This window comes from Aeromonas sp. 603757, assembly GCF_049171255.1.
GTDB lineage: Bacteria > Pseudomonadota > Gammaproteobacteria > Enterobacterales > Aeromonadaceae > Aeromonas > Aeromonas veronii_A.
Window position 1 is genome coordinate 71047 of record NZ_JAAKOE010000015.1, and the last position, 22676, is coordinate 93722.

The 22676-nt window shown below is 55.8% G+C and carries 24 protein-coding genes and 1 riboswitch; of the genes, 5 read left to right on the forward strand and 19 right to left on the reverse strand.

Annotation, left to right across the window (positions count from 1 at the left end; all coding sequences use genetic code 11):
- Positions 1 to 7: 7 nt before the first annotated feature.
- The 14 genes from mgtE to G5332_RS14800 all read right to left on the reverse strand — a co-directional run bounded on the left by mgtE (position 8) and on the right by G5332_RS14800 (position 14592).
- Positions 8 to 1351: a magnesium transporter gene (gene mgtE / locus G5332_RS14735; protein WP_216954102.1), complete on the reverse strand. Its 1344-nt coding sequence runs from the start codon at positions 1349 to 1351 to the stop codon at positions 8 to 10.
- 120 nt (positions 1352 to 1471) lie between these two features.
- Positions 1472 to 1641, reverse strand: a riboswitch (M-box (ykoK) riboswitch).
- Positions 1642 to 1817: 176 nt separating this feature from the next.
- Positions 1818 to 3026 carry a flagellar hook-associated protein FlgL gene (gene flgL, locus G5332_RS14740; RefSeq protein ID WP_421311309.1) on the reverse strand — a complete coding sequence of 403 codons (1209 nt, stop codon included), beginning with the start codon at positions 3024 to 3026 and terminating at the stop codon, positions 1818 to 1820.
- A 4-nt stretch (positions 3027 to 3030) separates the two neighbouring features.
- On the reverse strand, positions 3031 to 5034 hold the full coding sequence (locus tag G5332_RS14745; RefSeq protein ID WP_337072996.1) for a FlgK family flagellar hook-associated protein: 2004 nt from the start codon (positions 5032 to 5034) through the stop codon (positions 3031 to 3033).
- Between the two features lie 3 nt (positions 5035 to 5037).
- Positions 5038 to 6111: a flagellar assembly peptidoglycan hydrolase FlgJ gene (flgJ, locus tag G5332_RS14750; RefSeq protein WP_227340837.1), complete on the reverse strand. Its 1074-nt coding sequence runs from the start codon at positions 6109 to 6111 to the stop codon at positions 5038 to 5040.
- A 43-nt stretch (positions 6112 to 6154) separates the two neighbouring features.
- The gene (locus G5332_RS14755; RefSeq protein ID WP_227340838.1) at positions 6155 to 7252 is read right to left on the reverse strand and encodes a flagellar basal body P-ring protein FlgI; all 1098 of its coding nucleotides are present in this window, start codon (positions 7250 to 7252) and stop codon (positions 6155 to 6157) included.
- Between the two features lie 8 nt (positions 7253 to 7260).
- Positions 7261 to 7932: a flagellar basal body L-ring protein FlgH gene (gene flgH, locus G5332_RS14760; RefSeq protein WP_421173102.1), complete on the reverse strand. Its 672-nt coding sequence runs from the start codon at positions 7930 to 7932 to the stop codon at positions 7261 to 7263.
- Between the two features lie 14 nt (positions 7933 to 7946).
- A complete protein-coding gene (gene flgG / locus G5332_RS14765; protein ID WP_216954109.1) occupies positions 7947 to 8735 on the reverse strand; it encodes a flagellar basal-body rod protein FlgG in 789 nt (262 codons plus the stop codon).
- Positions 8736 to 8749: 14 nt separating this feature from the next.
- Positions 8750 to 9496 (reverse strand): flagellar basal-body rod protein FlgF, encoded by a 747-nt coding sequence (gene flgF / locus G5332_RS14770; protein ID WP_005344530.1) that lies wholly within the window; start codon positions 9494 to 9496, stop codon positions 8750 to 8752.
- Positions 9497 to 9633: 137 nt separating this feature from the next.
- Positions 9634 to 10992 (reverse strand): flagellar hook protein FlgE, encoded by a 1359-nt coding sequence (flgE, locus tag G5332_RS14775; protein WP_421173084.1) that lies wholly within the window; start codon positions 10990 to 10992, stop codon positions 9634 to 9636.
- Between the two features lie 10 nt (positions 10993 to 11002).
- Positions 11003 to 11743: a flagellar hook assembly protein FlgD gene (locus G5332_RS14780; RefSeq protein ID WP_216954111.1), complete on the reverse strand. Its 741-nt coding sequence runs from the start codon at positions 11741 to 11743 to the stop codon at positions 11003 to 11005.
- Between the two features lie 15 nt (positions 11744 to 11758).
- The gene (flgC, locus tag G5332_RS14785) at positions 11759 to 12178 is read right to left on the reverse strand and encodes a flagellar basal body rod protein FlgC (RefSeq protein ID WP_005344527.1); all 420 of its coding nucleotides are present in this window, start codon (positions 12176 to 12178) and stop codon (positions 11759 to 11761) included.
- Positions 12178 to 12576, reverse strand: coding sequence for a flagellar basal body rod protein FlgB (flgB, locus tag G5332_RS14790; protein WP_005344526.1), 399 nt, complete (start codon positions 12574 to 12576; stop codon positions 12178 to 12180). Before flgB ends, flgC begins: the two co-directional genes overlap by 1 nt.
- A gap of 260 nt (positions 12577 to 12836) precedes the next feature.
- A complete protein-coding gene (locus G5332_RS14795) occupies positions 12837 to 13661 on the reverse strand; it encodes a CheR family methyltransferase (protein ID WP_005344525.1) in 825 nt (274 codons plus the stop codon).
- A 19-nt stretch (positions 13662 to 13680) separates the two neighbouring features.
- On the reverse strand, positions 13681 to 14592 hold the full coding sequence (locus G5332_RS14800; protein ID WP_005344523.1) for a chemotaxis protein CheV: 912 nt from the start codon (positions 14590 to 14592) through the stop codon (positions 13681 to 13683).
- Between the two features lie 144 nt (positions 14593 to 14736).
- On the opposite strand from G5332_RS14800, the gene flgA reads away from it, so the two are divergent.
- The 3 genes from flgA (at position 14737) to G5332_RS14815 (ending at position 16246) form a co-directional block, all read left to right on the forward strand.
- Positions 14737 to 15420 (forward strand): flagellar basal body P-ring formation chaperone FlgA, encoded by a 684-nt coding sequence (flgA, locus tag G5332_RS14805; protein ID WP_216954405.1) that lies wholly within the window; start codon positions 14737 to 14739, stop codon positions 15418 to 15420.
- A 92-nt stretch (positions 15421 to 15512) separates the two neighbouring features.
- The gene (gene flgM, locus G5332_RS14810) at positions 15513 to 15833 is read left to right on the forward strand and encodes a flagellar biosynthesis anti-sigma factor FlgM (RefSeq protein ID WP_005344518.1); all 321 of its coding nucleotides are present in this window, start codon (positions 15513 to 15515) and stop codon (positions 15831 to 15833) included.
- Positions 15830 to 16246 carry a flagella synthesis protein FlgN gene (locus G5332_RS14815; protein WP_040066163.1) on the forward strand — a complete coding sequence of 139 codons (417 nt, stop codon included), beginning with the start codon at positions 15830 to 15832 and terminating at the stop codon, positions 16244 to 16246. The genes flgM and G5332_RS14815 overlap by 4 nt, the downstream gene beginning before the upstream one ends.
- A gap of 36 nt (positions 16247 to 16282) precedes the next feature.
- On the opposite strand, the gene yfcE is transcribed toward G5332_RS14815, so the two are convergent.
- Positions 16283 to 16825, reverse strand: coding sequence for a phosphodiesterase (yfcE, locus tag G5332_RS14820; RefSeq protein ID WP_421173085.1), 543 nt, complete (start codon positions 16823 to 16825; stop codon positions 16283 to 16285).
- Between the two features lie 10 nt (positions 16826 to 16835).
- The gene (locus G5332_RS14825) at positions 16836 to 18473 is read right to left on the reverse strand and encodes a peptide ABC transporter substrate-binding protein (RefSeq protein WP_421173086.1); all 1638 of its coding nucleotides are present in this window, start codon (positions 18471 to 18473) and stop codon (positions 16836 to 16838) included.
- A gap of 156 nt (positions 18474 to 18629) precedes the next feature.
- Between G5332_RS14825 and G5332_RS14830 the strand changes: the two genes are divergently transcribed.
- A complete protein-coding gene (locus G5332_RS14830) occupies positions 18630 to 19529 on the forward strand; it encodes a DMT family transporter (RefSeq protein ID WP_108542279.1) in 900 nt (299 codons plus the stop codon).
- A gap of 17 nt (positions 19530 to 19546) precedes the next feature.
- On the opposite strand, the gene rsuA is transcribed toward G5332_RS14830, so the two are convergent.
- Positions 19547 to 20239 (reverse strand): 16S rRNA pseudouridine(516) synthase RsuA, encoded by a 693-nt coding sequence (gene rsuA / locus G5332_RS14835; protein WP_108542280.1) that lies wholly within the window; start codon positions 20237 to 20239, stop codon positions 19547 to 19549.
- Positions 20240 to 20407: 168 nt separating this feature from the next.
- On the opposite strand from rsuA, the gene G5332_RS14840 reads away from it, so the two are divergent.
- Positions 20408 to 21607: an HD-GYP domain-containing protein gene (locus G5332_RS14840; protein WP_421173087.1), complete on the forward strand. Its 1200-nt coding sequence runs from the start codon at positions 20408 to 20410 to the stop codon at positions 21605 to 21607.
- A gap of 8 nt (positions 21608 to 21615) precedes the next feature.
- On the opposite strand, the gene G5332_RS14845 is transcribed toward G5332_RS14840, so the two are convergent.
- The gene (locus tag G5332_RS14845) at positions 21616 to 21795 is read right to left on the reverse strand and encodes a hypothetical protein (protein ID WP_216954119.1); all 180 of its coding nucleotides are present in this window, start codon (positions 21793 to 21795) and stop codon (positions 21616 to 21618) included.
- Positions 21796 to 21920: 125 nt separating this feature from the next.
- Positions 21921 to 22574 carry a fructose-6-phosphate aldolase gene (gene fsa / locus G5332_RS14850; RefSeq protein ID WP_421173088.1) on the reverse strand — a complete coding sequence of 218 codons (654 nt, stop codon included), beginning with the start codon at positions 22572 to 22574 and terminating at the stop codon, positions 21921 to 21923.
- Positions 22575 to 22676: the final 102 nt, after the last annotated feature.

Consider the following 22676-nt stretch of genomic DNA (forward strand, 5'->3'; position numbering starts at 1 on the left):
CTCCCGGTTACTGCAACTCGGGCAGCAACAGCTTGGCCATCTCGAAGTAGATGATAAGGCCGGTACCATCCACCAGCGTCGCGATGAAGGGTGCAGAGACCACCGCCGGATCGATGCGGAAACGACGCAGCACCATGGGAATAATGGATGCGACCGTGGCACTCCAGAGCACGATGGCGATGATAGTAAAGGTCACCACCATGCCAATCTGGGGACCGACGCCGAGACTCCATGCCCGTACCCAGGCCGCCATGGCAATGGCCCCCGAGATGAGCAGACCGGTGGAGAGCTCCTTTTTCAGCACGGTGCCGAGATTGCGCAGACTCACCTCCCCGACCGCCATGGCACGTACTATGGTGGTGGTGATCTGGGTGCCGCTGTTACCGCCAGTACCGATCAGGAGCGGAATGAAGAAGGCCAGCGCGATGGCGGCTTCCAGCTGCTCCTCGAATGCCCGCAGCACGGTGCCGGTGTAAGCTTCCGCCACGAACAGGATAAGCAGCCAGCCCACCCGTTTGCGCCACAACTGCCAGGGGGTCGCCTGCAAGTAAGGGGTATCGAGCGGTGATGAGCCACCCTGCATCTCGGCATCCTCGGTAGATTCAAGCTCCAGGATGTCGGCGGCATCATCGACGTGGAAAATACCGACCAGTCGCCCCTGATCCTCGACCGGCAATACCGACAGGTCGCGGTCGATCAGCAGGCGCGCCGCCAGCTCCTGATCAGCCCGAGCGTTGATCCGCACCGTCTCTCGGTCCATCAGGTTAGCGACACTGGCCTCGGGGTCAGCAATCAGCAAGCTCTTGAGCGAGATACTCCCCTGTAGACGGCCATCCACGTTGACCACATAGATGTGGCGGAACAGCTGGGCATTGTCCCAGGCATCGTGGATCAGCTGCTTGGCCTTGCCGACGGAATCCTGTTCGCTCACTGCCAGATACTCGTGGCGCATATTGGCCCCGACGGACTCAGGCGGCCAATCCAGCAGTGAGTAGTAGATGGCCTGCGCCTGGGTCGGGAAGCGAGCCAGCAACATGGTGCGATCCTGACGACTCAGTTTGCGCAGGATAGCCACCATTTCGCGACGGGGAATAGCCTCCTGCAACACGCTGACGATGCTGCCATGGAGCCGCAGCAAAAGGCGACCGGCACTCTCTGCGGAGAGAGAAGCGATCAGTTCTGCCCCTTCTGACGCAGGCAAGGTGTCAAAGATGCAGTTGAGCTCTTCCGGACGCAGGGTCAGCAGCTGATCGGCGCGCTGAACCGGATCCAGATTGTGTTCCAGCCAGCCTTGCAGGCTGGCGAGATCGAGCAGTTGATGACGGTTGAGAATGGTGTGTGTTTTCTTCATCACAAAGAACCTCATGTGATTTCAGGCAAGCCTGAGCGCGAGCGGAGACCGTTCGCTGTCTGAAAGAAAACAGCAATTTGATTGACGAGTAATAGGCAGGAAATGACGCCGTTCGGCGTGTCATCATCCCCACGTACCAGCTTTAGCACTGCATAACGTATCCGGCATGCCGGAAGCCACTTGGGTTTACACCTTAATCCGATGAAAACTGTCCTGATCTTGGGCGTCTCTGGACGTCGTGAGATCAGTGGCCTGTGTTTATACAGGAGCCTCGCCTAACGAGATGCTGCAAATAATATGCACAACCCTCTGTTGTGCGGGCGGCATGATTATCCAATCCCACAGGGAGGTCAACCCCGCCTCAACCAGGAAACAGGGTATGGCAACAGCTTGTTACAATTGTCGGAACATATCAGGGGAACTCTGCCGGGGATGCATAGCAAAAAGGCCCCATAGGGGCCTTTTCTTAGCGAATATAGTCAAATAGCGTCAGACGACTTATTTTGCTGAACGAGAGCTGCGAGGCACTCAATGCCGCATCCTCTTTTGACAGTGCTGAAATTACCTCATAGAGATCGGCTTCCGACACCTTGGCTCTCGCCTCGGCATTGAGGGTGCTCAACCCCTCGTTGGAACCCATCACCTGCTCCAGACTGTTCATCCGGCCACCCAGTTCACCCAGCCCATGATCAATGTTCAAACGGGCATTTTTCATATGAACGGTGGCATCGGCCACTTTTTGCTCAAAACTCTCGGCTGAAATATTGGGATCACGCAGAGCCGTAATGAAGTCTGACATCCCGTTCAACACGTTGTCATTCTTGGGAGGATTGAGAGCAAACTGCTGTGCTGCACCACCTGCAGGCTGATCCAGTGTCAGTTCGAGACCATTGAACGGTATTTTGGTACCGGGAGTGTAATTACCTGTCTGCAGGGTATTGCCACCCGCATCCTTGATATCATAGGTATCGGGCGGGCCAATTGTGGTGGAGACTGTGTAGGTGTTGCTGGGCAGTGCCGGGTCGTGACTGGATTTATAGAAATTATCAAAATCCCCCTGATCCCCGACCCCTACCTTGATATTCGCACTGGTGGCACTGGCGGTTCTTCTGGTTGCTACGATTTCAAACAGATCCTGTCCGGAGTCATTGGCAGCAATTTGCACTGTGGGCGATACCTGAATATTTCGCTGGCCAGGATCTCCCTGATAAATGTATTTACCGTTGGCATCTTTCACATAGGGCTGGGTCTTGCTCTGATTGCCCCCGAAAATAAATTCACCCGATGAGTTCTTGCTGTTCATCAGGTCAAACATTTGCTGCTGCAACCCTTCCAGTTCACTGGCAATGGCCTTTCGGTCATCCAGGCTAATGGCACCATTATTGGATTTCTGGATCAGGGTCTGGGCACTGAGCATCGCAGTATTGAGAGAGTCCAATACCGTCTCTTCATGCCCCAGACTGTTCTGCAGCAAACTGCCATTCACCCCGTACTGTTTAAACAGTTCAATCTCTTTGGTCAGCGCCATCTTCTGGCTCATGCCTGCCGGATCCTCACCGGCGCTCTGAAACTTGTTGCCGGTTTGCAGCTGCTGATAGGCCTTGTCCAGTCGCTCGTTGGTATTGGTGAGGGAGTAAAGATTCCGATCGTAGATCATGTTTGTAGTGATGCGCATGACGTTACCTCACGGACGAAAGCAGTGTATCGAAGATGGTTTTGGCCGTACTAACCACCTGCGCGGATGCCGCGTAAGATTGCTGGAAACGGATCAGATTGGCCGCTTCCTCCTCCAGATTGACCCCGGAGACGCTCTCGTAGATCCCGGTACTCTGGATCAGCTTGGATTCATTAGCCTTGAGCAGGGTTTTTGCCTGACTGGTATTGTTACCCACTTCCATCACCAACCCGGAGTAAGCCTGGTTAAAGGTCATCTTGTCGTTGGTCGTCCCACCATTGGTGCTTTTGCGTACCAGATCCTTGTTCTGCAACTCAGCCATTGCCAGACCATTGCTGTTATCAGCAAAACCATTGGTGTTGTAACTAAGCTGGAAGCTGTCGGTTTGTTCTACCGTGCCGGTAATGCTGAACTCGTAGCCCGGGCTCTGTTTCGGGTTGCTGTAGACCGCAGGCCCACCCGGAAAGGGGTTTACTATCGAGGCCATCAAATTCTGCCCTTTGCTGGCTGCCGGCGCGACACCGATCAAGGTAGTGCCATCACCGGCATACACCTCATAATTGCCGTTATTGCCGATCTTGACGATCTGGGGAGCGGCGGGATCCAGGCTGTTGGTACCAAAACCGGAACCCGTTCCGGTATTGAAGATGCCATCGAGCTTGATGTCTGCACTGCCGATGTTGTTGGTAGTCTTCTGTACTTTAAGAGGTGCAGCCAAGGCCAGGTCTTCCGGCCGGTTGATCTGCTGAGCCAGCCCGGCAGCAGCCCCCTTGGTTGGTTGCAGCAGCAGCTTGTCTCCTGCCGCTGGCGTACCGGTGAGATCGATCGAGATCCCGTGGCCAGCCAGTTCAAACGTTGCTGGCGGCGTGGTGCCCGTCGCCACAGAGGTGCGATTACCAGATTTGTCCAGCGAGAACACTTCATATCCGGTCGCACTGCTAAAGCGCACTTCATAGTCGAAGGGGGTTACAGAGCTTCCTTTGCCGGGTACAAAGCTGACATTCGCTCCGACCGACCCTGTGTTGTCGCCATAAGGCAATCCCTTGCTGGTTGGCAGGGTGAAAATATCGCTGCCCAACTCGTTGTCCAGATCCATCCCGAGACGGTTTTGCTGGTTCATGGCATCCGCCATCGCAACGGCCAGCTGGCCCAGTTCACGCTTGGTCGGCTCCAGGTCGGTACGCGCCTTGAACAGCCCTCCCATGGCCCCCCCGAAGGTATCGTGATCGATGAGAGCCTGATTGTCGCCAAGAGTCAGCTGCAACTCCTGATCACGGGAATCGGGATCGCCCGCCACCACCTTGAACTGGGCAACGCCCCCATCCAGGATCAGCGAATGACCAGTGCTCATATTGACCAATACGCTGCCGTTAGCCTGGGTTACGGTACGGATATCCATCTTCTCGGAGAGCTGCCTGATCGCCTCGTCACGCTGATCAAACAGCATCAGGTTCTCTTCGGGAGACCCCTGAGTACGGATGATCGCCTGGTTGAGATCATTGATGCTGGTGAGCAGACTGTTGACCTGCTTGGTCTCATCTTCAATACGGGTGTTGAGGGTATCGCTCTGCTTGTCGAGCTGGGCCGAGAGTGTGTGAAAGCGGTTCACCATACCGCTCAGCTCCGTCATCACTACCTTGCGGCCACCGATCTCGGCGGGTGATTCATTTGCCGAATGAAAGGACTTGAAATAAGAGGTGATGGTCTCCCCTACGCTATTGCTGGTGTCTCCCAGCAGGCGATCCACGCCGGCCAGCTGCTCGTAATGAGTCAGGGATGCGTAAAAGGCAGAGGTATCGCGACGCACTTCTCCCTGCATATAGCTGTTGATTACCCGCTCGGTCCTGATGTCACCTGTGCCAAGACCGATGGCATTGGTATACACCAGCGTACGCTCACGCACATAGCCCTGGCTATTGACGTTTACGATATTGTTACTGGTGCTCTGCAGCAGGCGCTGCTGTGCCAGCACGCCCGATGTACCAATTCCAAGCAGATCGCTTGCCATATGTTACAGCTCCATCTCGTTGTATCGGGCAATGGCATCACTGCGCAATACCTGTTTCAGTTTTCTGGCATAGTGCGGGTCGGTGGCATAACCCGCCTGTTGCAGCGCCTCGAAGTAGCGATCCGGACTGTCCACTCTGGCCAGGGCCCCCTTGTAGCGGGAACCGGAGGTGAGAAAGTCCACATAGTCGTTGAAGCTCTCTTCAAACGAGCCATAGGAACGAAACGCCGCTTTCTGGCGGGACGCCACTCCCTCTTCATATTCCAGGGTGCTGACTACCGCCTTGGGCCCTTCCCAGCGAGGATCGGCCTTGATGCCAAACAGGTTATGGGTCATCTGCCCTTCACCATCCTTGATCACCCGTTTGCCCCAGCCGCTCTCCAATGCCGCCTGAGCGACCAGTACCGCCGGGCTTAACCCCAACTTGTCGGCCGCTTTCTTGGCCAGCGGCATCAGGCGATTAACGAACTCTTCCGGCGTATCGAACTCTTTGCCCCCACTACTGGCGGCACTGCCCTCTTCGCTGGCCATGCGTCCCATGGGCGGAATGCTGCGGTGCGGTCGACGGGGCATAGTGAGTGCGTGGCTCTCCTTGACCCCCTCGGTCATCTCTTTTTCAGCAAAATCTTTGCCAACTTTTGATGCCGAGATCAAATCAGTGGCAGCCGTCTTGGGTGGCTCGTAGGGTTTATAGACCCGTTCCGTCCGTTGCGGCATCTTGAGCACCCGGCCATCCTGATGGACAAATGTCGCCGGTGAGAGCTGCCTAGCCACCATATCAGCCAATCCAAGCCCCCCCTTGCTGGACATGTCTGCCACTCGCTGTTCATCCAGCATCCCTTCATAGAACTGGGTATAGCTGCTGTTCATCGGGTTGTCCTGAGTCAACACCCCGTTGGCCTGACGCATGCTCTGAAACAACATCTGGGTAAAGATTGACTCGAACTGGCGCGCAGCCCCCTGCAGTGCCCCGGCCTGTCCCTCTTTGCTGTGGCTCATCTGGCGCAGACGGTCCAGGTTCTTGATATCCTGCACCACCCCGAGATTCATGCCGCTGTTGGTGTCAAACTCCGCCATTTTGCTTACCTCATTGCCACCCGTGGCAATCACTTGCCGCCAGTTACAATATGACCAGTTGCCCCTCGATGGCACCTGCCTGCTGCAGCGCCTCAAGGATAGCCATCAAATCACCGGGGGCGACCCCGACCTGATTGACCGCTCGGACCAGATCGTCCAGAGTCGCACCGGTATCAAACTTGAACATCCGCCCGGGCTCCTGCTGGACATTGATGGTCGAGTTGTTGGTGACCGTGGTCTCGCCCCCTGCCAGCGGGTTGGGTTGAGAGACCTGCTGGTTTTCGGCTATGGTCACCGTCAGGCCTCCGTGGCTGATGGCCGCCGGTTTGAGCTTCACCTGACTGCCGATAACGATGGTGCCGGTGCGGGAGTTGACGATGATCTTGGCCGCCTCGTTGGCCGGGTCCACCTCCAGGTTCTCGATAGTCGCCAGATAGGAGACTCGCTGGCCCGGATCCCGCGGGGCATAGACCTTGACCGAGGTGGCATCCAGAGCCTGAGCGGTATTGGGCCCCACCAGATCGTTGACTACGTCAGCCAGCCGACGCGCAGTAGTAAAGTCGGGGCGGTTGAGGTTGAAGGTAATCGTATCTCCCTGACTAAATGAGTTGGGCACCTCTCGCTCTACGGTTGCACCATTGGCAATCCGGCCGACGGTCGGAGTATTGACCACTACCTTGGAGCCATCAGCCCCCTCGGCACCCAGCCCGCCTACCACCAGGCTGCCCTGTGCGACTGCATAGACCCGCCCATCCAGCCCTTTCAGGAAACTCTGCAGCAGCGTACCACCGCGCAGGCTCTTGGCCTCACCGATGGCAGAGACAGTGACGTCGATAGTCTGGCCCGGCTTGGCAAACGGCGGCAAATCCGCATGGATCGCCACCGGCGCCACATCCTTGATCTTGGGTTTGATGTTGTCCGGGACCTTGATGCCGAAGTTGTTGAGCATGGTGCGGAAGGTCTGCTCGGTAAAGGCGTTGTTCTTCTCGCCGGTACCTGGCAGACCCACGACCAGACCGTAACCGATCAACTGGTTGCTACGCACCCCCTCTACCGAGCTGATGTCCTTTATCCGGGCGGCATTAGCCATCCCCAAAGGCAGCAGACAGCAGAGCAGAGTAACCAAACGGAGTGACTTCATAACATCTCCTAGAGCGGCCACCAGGGACCATTGAAAAAGCTGGTAAGCCATCCCTGTTCCTGGGTATTGGCAAGATCGCCGGTACCACCATAGTAGATACGGGCATTCGCCACTTTCTGGGATGACACGCTGTTATCCGAGGTGACATCCTCCGGTCTAATCAGACCTGTGATACGGATATACTCATTGCCATTGTTGAGCATGATCCACTTCTCGCCCCGTACCAGCAGATTGCCATTGGGCAGTACCTTGGCCACACTGACCGAAATATTGCCTTGCAGGCTGTTGCTCTGATCCGCCTTGGCCTGCCCCTTGAAGGCACTGCTTTGAGCGATGGATGCGGAGAGATCATAGGGGCTGGCAGTGACAGGCACGCCCCCCAGCGTCACCGGATCCAGATTGAACTTGTTATCCTTGCCACTCTGGGTATTTGCCTTCTTCGAGGCGGAAGTGGACTCGGCCAGCTCGATGGTGATGATGTCACCCACCTTGTGCGCCTTGATATCCGAATAGATGCCATTAACCTGATCCGGCTGAAAAATAGCACCTGTCGGTCTCACCGAGACTGGCTCCGACTCCCCGTATACGGGGGAAAACTCGGGGTCATCAGGCCTGGGTGTATTGGGTGTACTGCTACACCCCCCCAACACCAGCAACCCCAGCATCCATACGCTTTTCATCATGGCTCTCCCCATTAGGTCCGCTGGATCAGGAAGGACATCATGCCATCCACCGCAGAGAGGACTTTAGAGTTCATCTCGTAGACCCGCTGAGCCTGGATCAGATTCACCAGCTCTTCGGTGACGTTAACGTTGGAGCTTTCCAGCATCCCTTGCTTCAAGACCCCCATGCCATCCGCCCCTGCAGTTCCCTGAATGGCTGCACCGCTGGACTGGGTTTCCAGAAACATGTTCTCACCCATCGGCTGCAGACCACTGGCATTGACAAAATCTGACAGGGTGATCTGTCCGACCACTTGAGAAGCACCATCCCCCTTCAGCTGTACCGAGACCTGACCATCAGTGCCGACAGTGACACTCTGGGCATTTTCCGGGATCTGGATTTCTGGCTGCAGGGGATAACCGTTACCCGGCGTCACTATGGTGCCTTCGCTGTTAAGGGTGAATTGCCCATTACGGGTATAGGCCAGGCTGCCGTCGGGCAATTGAATTTCAAAGTAGCCACGGCCACTGATCATCAGATCCAGCGAATTATCCGTAGTCTGTACGTTGCCCTGACTGTGGTTTTTCTGGGTAGCCACCACCTTGGCGCCCGCGCCAAGCATCAAGCCGGAGGGCAACTCGGTATCCGCCGACGAACGGCCGCCGGGCTGATTGATGTTTTGATAGAGCAGATCCTCGAAAATGGCCCGCGATTTCTTGAAACCAACGGTGCTGGCGTTCGCCAGGTTGTTCGAGGTGACCGAAATATTGGTCTGCTGAGCATCCAACCCGGTCTTGCTGATCCAGAGTGCAGGATTCATAGGTAACTCCTTGATTAGCTGATACGCAGCAACTGGGTTTGGGCCTCGTCATTCTCTTCGGCCGTTTTCATCATCTTGACCTGGGTTTCAAACTGTCGTTGTAACCGGATCAGGTTGGTCATCTCATCCACCACATTGACATTGCTCCCCTCCAGGGAGCCGGCGATCAGGCCAACGTTGGCAGAGGCAGGCTCATTCTGGCCATCTTTGCGCCGAAAAAGCCCATCCTGGCCCTTCTCTACCGCATCGGCGGCCGGGTTAACCAGTTTGATCCGCTGAAAATCTTCCGACAAATTCGCGGCGGCCCCTTCAGGACGGCCACTGATGGTGCCATCCCGGTTAATCTCCAGCTTCTCCATCGGCATTGGCAGCACGATGGGTTGACCACCGTCATCCACGACGTTCAAGCCGGTAGAGGTCTGCAGGTTGCCAGTCGCATTGACCTGCAGATTTCCCATACGGGTATAGGCCTCCCCCCCCTTCGGATCTTGCACCGCAATCCAGCCGGGACCATCCACCGCCACGTCAAGATCCCTCCCCGTGGTCATCAACATGCCATGCTGCAGGTTCTGGCCGGGACGTTCCGTCATGGCAAATACCCGACTGGGCAGCCCCTCACCAAAGGCCTGCATGCTGCGGGCCTGCTCGAAATCGGATTTAAAGCCGGTGGTATTGGCATTGGCGAGGTTATTACCGCGAACAGCCAGGCTGTTCATGTTCTCTTTGGCCCCGGACATGGCGATATAAAGCAGGTGATCCATGGGATTCTCCGTCAAACAGATGACTCTGACAGCAGAACTGCAATTTGGATGCCAACAGAAGGGGAATGCCACGCCATTCGACAGTAGAGAACGATAAAAAAACGGGGCACCCAAGGTGCCCCGTCGCCTGAGAGGAATTAACGGATCTGCAAGATGGTCTGCTGCAGCGAACTGTTGACCTCCAGAGAGCGGGAGTTCGCCTGGAAGTTACGCTGGGCAGTGATCAGATCAACCAGTTCGGAGGTCAAATCTACGTTGGATTGCTCCAGCGCCGACGATTTGATGGTACCGAAGGTGCCTGAATTGGGCGTTCCCGGCAAAGCATCGCCGGAGAGCAGGGATTGCCGCCAGGAAGTATCACCCACCTGGGTCAGCCCTTGCGAGTTGGCAAATTTGGCCATGGCCACCATGGCTACCTTGATGGTGGTGGCATTGCTGTAGGTTGCAGAGACAATCCCATCCGGCGTGATCTCGACCTTGGTCAAACGGCCGACAGTGGAACCATCCTGTGACAACTTGTTGACTTCAAACGGTGAGGCATATTGGGTCACAGTGCCGAAAGTGATATCTACCTGCTGGGTAGGATCCGCACCATTGGTAATAATTCCCGCTCCTGCTGCCCCCAACTGCTCCGTTTGGATGTTTGCCGGTGTGGTCGGAGTAATCATTTTACCATCGGCACCAAAGGTAATTCGGGCACCGGCAGGTGCAGGATTCAACCCTGTGGCCATTGTTGGCGTCACCCCTCCGACGATATCGACCGGCTTATCACCTTGATAAAGATACATGCGCCAAGCTGTCGGGCTAGCTGGCTTGGTCAGGTCTGCTGGATCTGCTTCTTTGACAAAATACTGGGTGATAGTGTGAGGTTCACCGAGCGAGTCATAAATCACCACTGAGGTGGATGAGGAGTAGGTTTTGGAATCCTTAGGGTCAAAGGTGGAGGCATCCCCCGCACCATTACCTGCAGGCAGGGGCGATGCGGTGGAAGGCAAGTTGAAACTTGCATCAATCTTGCTGGTTTTGATCGGCTCACCCGCCCGATCAGGGATCTGGATCGGCTTGGTCGCATTGATACTGACCGCCTTGGGTGTGCCATCGGCGTTGATCTCGTAGCCTTGCAGATAGTGGCCCTGATTGTTGACCATATAGCTGTTTTCATTGAGCTTGAATGCACCGGCACGGGTGTAGGTGCGATCCAGGTTGGTCAAACCATCAGAGGTGACAAAGAAGCCGTTCCCCTGAATGGCCAAATCCAGTGCGTTATTGGTAAATTGCAGCGCACCCTGATGGAACTGCTGGGCAACAGCACCGGTCGCCACACCGTTACCGACCTGAGTCTTGGCATTGACAAAGATGGAGTTGGCGTAGACATCCGCAAACTCGGCACGGGACTCTTTAAAGCCCATTGTATTGACGTTCGCAATGTTGTTAGCGGTGACGTTCAAGTCTTTTTGTGCCGCGTTGACACCGCTCAAGGCATTGTTAAATGACATATCCAGCTCCTTAGATCGATGCTGTCGACGTGGTTTTTGACGGAGTAGCCGTCTGGTTTGGATTGGTGCCTGATATTTGCAGGACGGAACTCAGCAGGGTGCTCCCCAGTCCCTTCAAATTAAGCATTGTGGGATTTGTTGCATTCCCCAGGGCAACGCTGTCGACCTTGCCATAAGCGTATGTGGGAATAGTTTCTGCCTTGCCATCCACACTGCCACTGGCCTTGATCACGTATTTGCCTGGCTTGACCCGGTTGCCCGCCTTGTCAGTGCCATCCCAGGCGATCTCCACATTGCCCTTCTGTTCTCCTTCCAGGCTAAATTCCTTGATGACCTGACCCGCCTCGTCTTCAACGATAATCTTGACACCCGCGTATTGATTGGTCGTGCCAACCTGAACGACACCGGAAACAGGGCCCTCCTTGTCCAGATAGCCCACATTGCTGGGCAAGAGTACATTCTGGCCAACCAGAGAAGATGCTTGCAGAGCCTGGCTGGAGATCATCTGCTCATTGAGCTTGCCCATCTGGGTAGACAGACTGCTGATCCCCTCCGAGGTAGACATGGAAGCCATCTGGGAGAGCATCTGGGCATTGTCCACCGGCTTGAAGGGATCCTGATATGATAGTTGCATGGTCAGCAGTTTCATAAACGAAGCCTGATCCAGCTCTTTCTTCGGCGTCGTTGTGGTGCCTGTGGTCTGGGTCGTGGTACGGCCAATGCCGTTCACACTGTTTGTGGTGTCGACCATGTTGCATCCCTCCTATCAGGATTTGCCAAGCTGGAGCGTCTGCTGCAGCATCTTCTTGGCCGAATCTGCAACCTGTACATTGGTCTGGTAGCTGCGCGAGGCATTGATCATGTCAGCCATCTCTTCAACCATGTTGACGTTCGGTTTGAAGATAAAGCCATCCTTGTCCGCCATCGGGTGGTTAGGGTTGTACTCCTTGAGCAGTGGAGCCTTGCTCTCGACAATGCCCTTCACCTCAACGCCGACCGATCCCTGCTTATCTGACATGGCCTGATCGAGCTGAGCGGCAAAAATTGGCCGCCTTGCGTGGTAAGTGTTTTCCACGCTGGAGCTTACGCTGTCCGCGTTGGCCATATTGCTGGCAACCGTATTGAGACGCACGGACTGCGCACTCATGGCCGAGCCGGCAATATCAAAGACCTTGAACAAACTCATCACTGCTCTCCTTTCAGGGCTTTAAGCAGGCCACTGATCTTGCGATTCATAAATTCCAGGGAGGTTTGGTACTCCAGACTGTTGCGCAAGAACTCGCTCCGCTCCTGCTGCACATCCACCGTGTTGCCATCACCCGTATCAGGCTGCAACGGATTGCGGTATTGAACAGTACCGGGGGCATCCATATTCAAGGCAAAGTGCTTTTCACTGGTTGTTACCAGGCCAAAACCCTGTTTATGCTGGGCATCCTGCAATGCCTGTGCAAAGTTGATATCCCTTGCTTTAAAACCTGGCGTGTCCGCATTGGCAATATTGCTGGACAACACCTCGGCACGCTTGGCGCGAACACCCAGCGTGTATTGATGGATACCAAATGCCTTGTCGAATGAAAAAGCCATAGCACACCTCCTGCTTGGTATATTTTGCCTGCAAGAGATGTGCCAGACGATTTTCAAAATGCTGCGGGCCGTCGAGCCTAGCTATAAAAGCCTTTAAACGGAGTGCAAGGATCTGCTGCGCGATAGATAGGAACATGGTGCAATGCCATCACGAATGGAGCTATAAGAATGGAGCCATAAAGAGAGAAGGAGGCACTGTGCCTCCTTCTCTTATAACAATGTCACCAATCACAACTCATTGAATACCATGGGCTGCAACGTTATTTGACCTTGTAAACAATTCCGGGATTGCACCGAATCATCTCGAATCGGTCAGTCAAACCCGCCAGCGATTCCGACGCTCCCAGCATCAGGTATCCACCAGGATTGAGGCTGGATGCAAACTGGTTGAGGATTTTTGACTTCACTTCCGGTGCAAAGTAGATAAGCACGTTACGGCAAAAAATGATGTCAAATTTACCGAGCAGACTATAACTCTCCAGCAGATTGAGCGGCCGAAAGGTGGTCAATTTTCTGACTCGCTCTACCACCCGCATTTTGTTGTCACCATAGGGCTCAAAAAACATCTTCTTGCGCTCTGGCGACAATCCGCGTGCCAAAGCCAGACTGTCATATACCCCTTCCTTGCACTGATTCAGCATGGTAGTCGATATGTCTGTCCCGACAATCTGCACTCCACCGGGCAAGGTACCCGGCTTCTTCATCTGCTGCTCCAGCGCCGTCATGGCGATAGAATATGGCTCCTGTCCCGAAGATGAGGCAGCAGACCAAATCTTGACAGGGCGACCACTTTTGCCCAATTCAGGAAAAATCTTGTCGGTCAGCAGCTGGAACGGATATGTATCACGAAACCAGAGGGTCTCGTTAGTGGTCATCGCATCAACAACCGCCATTTTCAGGTCACGCTCTCGTACACTCATTGCACGGGTGACCAGTTCAGACAGACTCTCGATGCCAAACTGTGCCATCAAAGGTGAAAGACGGCTCTTCACCAGATACTGTTTGTTATCACCCAGCACGATCCCGCTCTGAACCGCAAGAAAGTTGCTGAACTGTTTGTATAAGTCATCCGAAAGTGTCTTCATGCAGCTGTTCTTCTTTAAATTAGAGTGCGTTTTGTACGGCTTTGGCCAATTCATCAGGCTGGAACTTGGCAATAAAGTTGTTTGCACCAACTTTTTGCACCATAGCCTGGTTAAATACACCACTGAGCGAGGTATGCAGAATAACATGCAAATCTTTGAGATTGGGATTATTCCGGATCTCGGCAGTGAATGTATAGCCATCCATCTCGGGCATTTCGATATCGGAAATCACCAGCGCAATCTGATCCTTGATAGGGCCATTTTTGGTCATCTCCAGCAGCATGTTCAATGCTTCGCGGCCATCTTTTGCCAGCACGCATTCAACTCCGATCGCCTCCAGCGCACGCTGTACCTGTTTGCGCGCAACCGAAGAGTCGTCAGCAACCAATACGGGACGTCCCAAGGTCGGATGCTCGACACTGGCCTCCACCAGCTCCTGGCTGACCTCAGTAGAAACCGGAGATATTTCGTTGAGAATACGTTCAACGTCGAGGATCTCGACCAACTCGCCATCAACCTCGGTAACCGCCGTCATATAGTTGATGCGACCAGCCCCCTTGGGGGGAGGAAGGATAGATTCCCAGTTCATATTGATGATGCGCTCGACCGAGTGCACCAAAAAACCCTGAATGGAGCGGTTGTACTCGGAGATGATAATGAAGCACTTGCTCAAATCTTCAATGGGGCGCTTGCCCATTGCCATGCTGAGATCGATGACCGAGATAGTCTGGCCACGAATATGAGCCACTCCGCGAATACAGGAGTTCAACTTGGGCATCACGGTCAAGGGGGGGCACTGCAACACTTCACGCACTTTGAATACGTTGATGCCAAATCTTTGACGTCCATTGAGACGAAACAACAACAATTCCAGCCGGTTTTGCCCCACTAGCTGGGTACGTTGGTTGACCGAGTCCAGGATACTGGCCATAAACACTCCCTAAAAACGCTTGGCATTAATCATGCATGCGTGATGGATTGCGTCAGACTATCGATGTGACAACAAACAGATTCTGAAGCAATCATAGTTAAATATGGTGATATGCGTGAACAACTTATCGACCGACGAGCGAAAATGATTAACCGACTTTTACTCATCAGCCTCTTTTTTGGCAGCATATCCTCGAGCCATGCCTCGGATGTCACAACCTATCTGAGAGAGCAGGCACAAGAGTTCGTTTATGGTCAACTCGATCTGCCGCTGGATGCCAGAGCAGAGGTCACTGCCGCGACCCTTGATGAGAGACTCCCGCTAACCCGTTGCGATGATCTGTTGACCATCAGCTTGCCAGCAAAAATGGAAATTCGTCGTAATACAACTGTTTACATGAAGTGTGAGGAAGAAAAACCCTGGGATGTCTACTTACCGGTAAGGGTCAGTATTCAAAAACCCTTTGTTACTGTCACCGACCCCATTGCCAAAGGGGATCTGCTGAATGAAAGCAAGCTGGTAGTGGCGTTTCAGGATCAAACCCTGATCCGTGGTGACTATCTGACCAACCCGGCCCCTTTGATTGGGGTACGCAGCAAGCGGGAGATCAAACCGGGACAGCCCATCCGCTTGAGCCAGGTTTGCGTGATATGTAAAGGGGATCAGGTCACCCTGACAGCCGAAAACAGCAACTTCCAGATCAAAACCATGGCCCGAGCCTTGCAAGATGGCAGTTTCGGAGAGATCATCAAACTCGTCAATATTCGCTCCGGCAAAACGGTGGAAGGTAAAGTCACAGCAGTCGGTGCCGCATCAGTCACTTTTTGATATCTGGAGCCTGACAATTTTTTTTCTAAAGTTTTGACCTGCCGCACCGATAAACAGGTAAGCAAATCTTAAAGCAGACGAAGGTAACTAAAATGGCCATCAACAATATCAACAACTTGGCGAATAATCGGTTGCAAAATACCGCTAATAGCCAAGGGACAGGCAGCAAGTCAGTCACCTCATCGCCCGAAAACAAAGCGACCACTGTCAAGCTGGACTCCGTCTCCTTGACCAGTGAGGCGCAACAATTGCAAAAAATGCAACAGAACCTCAATACCGCCTCAACCGGCAACGAGAGCAAGGTTGAACGACTGAAAAAAGCCGTCGCGAGTGGCGAATATCAGGTTAACAGCGACGCTGTAGCCAAGAAGATGTTCAGTTTCGAGGCCAATCTGGACAAAGTTCTGGGATGATGGACTTACCTTCGTTACTGCACACCCAAGATGATTACCTTAGCCAGATGCAAGGCATTCTGGAAGAGGAGTTCAGCTTGCTCGAGCAGCATCAGGCACTGGCCCTGCCTGCACTGACCGAGCGCAAACAGCAATTGCTTGCTGCGATAGAAACTCTGGACAAGACACTGGCAGAGATGCCGGAACTGGCACTGCAGCTAGCAGCCTATCCCGACGAGATGGCGCAGCTTCGTGCAAAACTGGATGCCTGCCAGGCACAAAATGATATCAACGGTCGCTTGCTTGAATTGAGCATCGTCTCCAACCGTCGTCTGGCAACCTTTCTGAGTCAGTTGCGTGATCGCAACAGCCTGACCTATGACGCCAAGGGTAACACTCGCTCTGGCACCCGCTCTTACGGTATCAAGGCCTGACATCTCTTATCAGGCCTTGCATTTTTGCACTCCGTTTTAAAGCACCAGTCGCAACAACTCTCGCCCGTCCTCACACGCATTGACGCGCAGTACCCCGTCCTCATAGCTCCCGTAACTGGCAGGCAACTCGCCGCGCGGGAAACAGATCGACCCCGGGTTCATCAATACCCGCTCCCCCTGCCACTCCAGCACAGGTACATGGGTGTGGCCGCTCATGAACAGACTACCCGCCGGTAGCTGTACCTCGTCCGGGCGATAAAGATGACCGTGGCTGACAAACCAGCGCCGCTCATCGATCAGCAACTGGTTGTAGGGGGCGGTGATGGGAAAGCGCAACAGCATCTGATCCACTTCGGAATCGCAATTGCCCCGCACCGCGATGATCTGTGGCGCAAGCTCGTTGAGCCTGTCAGCCACTGCCGCCGGGTTATACCCTTCCGGCAGAGGATTACGCGGGCCATGGTTGAGCAGATCGCCGAGCAGCAGATAGTGATCCGGCTGCCAGGAGTCAAGTTGGGTCAGCACCCGCTCCAACGCAATGATGCTGCCGTGGATGTCGGAAATGATGGCAAGTTTCATGAAATGCTCCTCACTGCGGGCTGAAATAGAGATCCTTGGTGGCAATCGTCCCTTTCAAATTCTGGCTGGGCAGCCCTCGCAGCGCGGGATCGACCAGTCTCATCTGATTGTAATGATACACGGGGAGGATCGGCGCCTCCTCAAGCAGCAACTGTTCGGCATGCCGGTAGAGTTCAACCCGGCTCGCGCTGTCCAGCGTATTGGCTGCCTGCTCCAGCATCAGATCAAAGTCGGGATTGCAGTAGCCGCTCTCGTTGCGCAGATCCTGACAACGGAAGCTGCCCAGCATGGCTGATGGCTCCACGTAATCGCCAAACAGGAAGCTTCTGGCCACCTGGAAATCACCGCTATCCTTGGCCACCTGATAGGCGCCCCACTCCAGACTGCTGAGGGTGACCTGTACCCCCAGCTTCTGCCACATGGCGGCAATGGCCATCGCCATCTGCTTGTGGGTTTCTGCGCTGTTGTAGGTAATGCTCAGCTTGAGTGGATTCGCACTGTTATACCCGGCCGCTGACAGCAGCGCTGCCGCTTTGGCCTGGCGGGTTGGCATATCTTCAAGCGCCACAGGCAATATCACCCGGGGGTAACCCGGCATCTCCGGCAACAGCGACCATGCCGCCTGTTCATCCTGCCCGCTCACTGATTCAATGAGCTGCTGTCGATCAACCGCCATGGAGAGCGCCTGACGCACCCGCACATCCTGCAGTTCGGGGCGCTTCAAATTGAACGCATAGAGATAGGTGCCAAACAGCGGCAAGCCCCAGAGCCGCTCCGGATATTCGCGCTTCATCTTCTGGTAATAGCCGAGGGAGACCTTGTTGGTAAGCTGGATTTCACCAGCCTCATAGCGCAGCCGTTCGGCATGTTGCGAGGTGATCGGCAGGTAGGTGACACGCCCGATACGGGTGTGAAAGTCATCCCAGTAGTGGATATTGCGCTCGGCTTCGATCCGCTCGTTTGGCGTCCAGCTTGCCAGCCGGTAGGCACCATTGCTCACCAGCTTGCCGGGCTCGGTCCACTGTTTGCCGAATTTGGCAATCGCCTTCTGATTGACCGGCACAAAGGGGCGCTGACTGATGAGCTGCAGGAAATAGGGAGCCGGCCGCTCCAGGGTGATTTTCAGGATCTGATCGCTTTGCGCTTCAATGCCCAGATTGCCGAGCTCCAGCGCGCCGGCATAGATGGATTGCGCATTGTTGATCCCCGTGGCCAGCAGCAATCCGGCAGAGGGAGAGTTGATGGCCGGATCGAGCAGACGGCGCCAGGCATAGACAAAATCAGCGGCCACCAGCGGCTCGCCATTGGACCACTTCAGTTGGGGGCGCAGGAAGAATCGCCACTCCAGCCCATCTTCACTCACCTCCCAGCGCTGGGCCTGAGCGGGGACGATATGCCCCTGCTCATCTTCGCTGACCAGCCCTTCAAACAGATCGACCAGTACCGCCTCACCCGGAAAACCGGAGCGCACCAGCGCAGGATCCAGCGACTCCGGCTCGGCACCGTTGCCCTTGACCAGGGTTTGCCGATCGGCAAGCAAAGGCTGCTGCTCAACGGTGGTGGCATGGGCCAGGGGCCCTGCCAGCACGGCAAGCAATAGCGGGGAGAGCCAGCGTTGCGCCAGCTTGGGGAAGAAACCATACCTCATGACAAAACCTCGAATAAAACCACTGCAGGAGGGGAAGGCCGACGGCGCGCCTGATGAATGCCTGATACCGCTCTTGTTATCCCCGAAAACGCCCCGTATTGTATCGGGCTTGCCCGGGAGATGGAGTCTTTCGGGTTAATTTTTTCAGGAGTTTTTATGGGTTATGAGTGGCTGGCCCTCGCGTCGGCCAGTTTATGGGCAATTGCAGCGCTAATTTCGGTCAAACCGGCCCGTCATCTCGGCGCATTTGCCTACAGCCGCTGGCGCATGTTTCTGGTCAGCCTGATGCTCGGCACCATGAGTCTGCTCACCGGTGGCTGGCAAACCCTCACCGCAAGCGCCCTGCCCCTGCTCGCCATCTCGGGGCTGGTCGGCATCTTCGTGGGCGATACGGCGCTGTTTGCCTGCATGAACCGGCTGGGGCCAAGACGCAGTGCCCTGCTCTTCTCCTGCCATGCGCTGTTTTCCGCCCTGCTTGGGCTGTGGCTCTTTAATGAACAGCTGACAGGCTGGCGACTGCTGGGGGCCATGCTGGTCTTTGCTGGCGTGATGCTGGCGATCCTGTTTGGCAGACGCAGTAGCAGCAACGAGTGGGAGCAGATCCGTGGCAATCTGGCGCTGGGGATTGGCCTTGGCCTGACGGCGGCACTGTGTCAGAGCGTGGGGGCCATCATCGCCAAGCCGGTGATGATGAGTGGTGAGGTGGATGCGGTGAGTGCATCGGGTATCCGAATGGGCAGTGCCCTGCTGGCCCACTGCGTCCTGCGGCTTGGGCGCTTGCCGCTGGCCATGCCGCTCAAACCGGTCAATCGCCAGATCCTCGCCATGATTGCCACCAACGGTTTTCTGGCGATGGGGCTGGGGATGACGCTGATCCTGATGGCGCTGCGGCAGGGCGAGGTGGGCATGGTGGCCATTCTCTCCTCTACCACACCGGTACTGCTGCTGCCGCTGTTGTGGTGGCACTCGGGGGAGCGGCCATCCATTGCCGCCTGGGCGGGGGCACTGATTGCCACCCTGGGCACCGCGCTGGTGCTGGGTTTCAGCACTCACTGACACCCGGCCCCCCCTGATCAGAACAGGGCAATCTCCTCAGCGGTCAGCTCGCGGTATTCACCGGGTGCCAGATCTTCATCCAGCGTCAAACCGCCCACCCGCTCGCGATGCAAGCCAACGACCTTGTTGCCGATGGAGGCAAACATCCGCTTGACCTGATGGTACTTGCCTTCGTGGATGGTCAGGCGGGCCTCGCACTCGCCGAGAATTTCCAGCTGGGCAGGACGGGTTTTATCGGTCTCGTTACGCAGGTAGACCCCTTCGGCGAACAGCTCGATTGCATCCGGGCTCACCGGATCGGCCAGCCAGACGTGATAGGTCTTGGCACACTCGTGGCGCGGCGAGGTGATGCGGTGGGACCATTGACCGTCATCGGTCACCAGCACCAGACCCGTGGTATCGAGGTCGAGGCGACCCACTACGTGCAGCTTGCCCATCGCCGGTTCATCCATCAGGAAGAAGACGGTCGGGTGATCCGGATCCTCGTTGGAGCAGACATACCCTTCCGGCTTGTGCAGCATGAAATAGCGGTTGCGCTGCTCCAGCGTCAGCAGCACGCCGTCAAACTCGATCTGGCTCTGCTCATTGATATGGAAGGCGGGCTGCTTGACCACAATACCATCCACCATGACCTCGCCCTGACGGATCAGTTTGCCTGCCAGCGAGCGGGTCAAATCGGAACAATCGCACAGAAATTTATCAAGCCGCATTCACAACCTCGGAGTCCAACAAGTAAAGGGGCGTCATTATATCGGGCGGGGGCGACAACGCCACTGTTAAGGGGTTGCCAATTATGACGAACTGGTCATCCGATGTTACACTTCTCCGGTGTGATCCATCCGCACGATACTCATAATAATAAGAGTCAGGAAGCCCTCATGAAGTCTCAAGCATCCTATCCCGTCATTCCCGTCAACCAGCTGAAACCCGGCATGTATGTCATTGCTATCGCCAGCCAGACAGGTGGGATGGAGATCGCCCAGATGGGCTTGGTGACCAGCGTGGCGCAAATTGCCAATCTGGTGCGTCAGGGGGTGCTCACGGTACGCATCGATCTGGCCCGCAGCAAGCTGGGCAGTACCGAGAGTGACGCCGTTACCTCCCCCGATCTCAATGCCAACAGCGCCCAGGTAGGGCGCCGGGCCAGTGCCAACGGCGAAGGACGGGAGCTTAAAATCCGCCGCCTCTATCAGGAAGCGCGCGAGCTGCAAGGCAAGTTCATTCGCCACCTCAAAGCGGGTGAGCCCATCGACATCACTCCGCTCGCCGAAGTCGCCGAGGAGATGGTGGACACCATGTTCACCCATGGCGATGCCATGCTCTGCCTGGCCCGTATTCGTGCCAAGGATGCCTATCTGATGGAGCACTCCATGAACGTGGCCATCCTGCTGGCCAACTTCGGCCGTTATCTGGGGCTGGAGCGCAGCGTGCTCAAGGAGTTGACTCTGGGAGGGCTGTTGCACGACGTGGGCAAGATCATGACGCCGGACGAGGTGCTCAACAAACCGGGCAAGCTGACCGACGAGGAGTTTGCCATCATGCGCCAGCATGTGGTGCATAGCTACGACATTCTCCGCAATACCCCCGGCATCACCCCAACCATGCTGGAAGTAGCCGCCAACCACCACGAGCGGCTCGATGGTACTGGCTACCCGCAGCGGCTGAAGGGGGATGAACTCTCCCTCTATACCCGCATGAGCGGTGTTGTCGATGTCTATGACGCAGTAACTGCCGACAGAGTCTACAAGGCTGGCATGCAACCCACCCAGGCCTTTCGCATTCTGCTAAAGGGAGTCAACCAGCACTTCGATGCCGAACTGGTCACCAAGTTCATCAAGTGCATGGGGGTCTATCCGGTGGGAACGCTGGTACAGCTTTCAAACCAGCGGTTGGCCATCGTGATGCAGCGCAACGAGCAGCAGCCGCTCAAGCCGGTGGTCAAGGTGATCTATCACGCTTCCCAGCGCCACTACCTCGAGGTACAGTGGCTGGATCTGGCCAGATCGAGTGTGAAGGAGAGCATCGAGTGCACGGTCGACCCCAAAGAGTTTGGCATCAACCTCACCAACTTCTTCTAACTCTGTCCTCACGACTGGCGCTGGCTATCGAGCCAGTGCCGGATCAGAAACTCCTCATCCAACGGCGAGAGATCGAAACGCAGGCTGGCCTCTTCGATGGCGGCGATATCGTACTGGTGGTGCTCACTGAGCCAGCGCACCGCACGTCGCAGATCTTCACCATGGGGGAGCAGCAGATGGTCGCTCATGGGATACCTCCGGTAGATCGCAAGGCAGCCAGCGCATCTGACTGCCTATTACAAGTCTAGTCGGTCAATCCCAATCCCCTCCTGCGTCTCCTCACCCTCCCCCATCTGTCACTGCAATCAGGCAATCAGCGACCGAAAGCGCGCTGCCAATCCTGATCGAACTTCACCAGCGCCGCATCCACCGCTGGCACGTTCATCAGCTGCTCCGCCACATCGAGCGGCAGAGTGATGGACTGGCAACCCACCAGCAGGCAGTCGAGCGCCTGGCGCGGGGTACGGAACGATGCCGCCAGCACCTTGCTGTTCGGCGCGTGCAGCGCAAGCAGCTGTTGCAGCTCCTGCACGGTGGCGATGCCGTCACCCCCCTGGGCATCCAGCCGGTTGACGTAGGGCGCCACGTACTCTGCCCCCGCCACCGCCGCCAGCCAACCCTGCAGCGGGGTATAGACAGCGGTGCCCAAAGTCGGCACACCGTTGGCGGTCAGGCTCTTGATGGCCGCCAGCCCCTCTGCGCATACCGGGATTTTGATCACCAGATCCGGGTCCAGCTCACGCAGAGCGAACGCCTCGCGCACCATCTCGGTTTCGGTTTTGGCCATCACCTGGGCAAACAGGCGCGCCTTGGGCCCCAGCACATCGCGCAAGGCGGGCAGCAGCTCACAGAGCGGCAATCCCCCGGCGGCGGTAATGGAAGGATTGGTGGTGACACCGGCCAACGGCAGGATCCGTGACCAGCGACGCACTGCCGCCACATCGGCGGTATCGAGATACAGCTCCATCTCTAACTCCTTAACGGGATGTTCAATATGTCGCCATTCTAGCGAGAAAACATCTGCAAACAGCTTGATCGAAATCAAATCAACTTTCGAATGAAAGCAAAT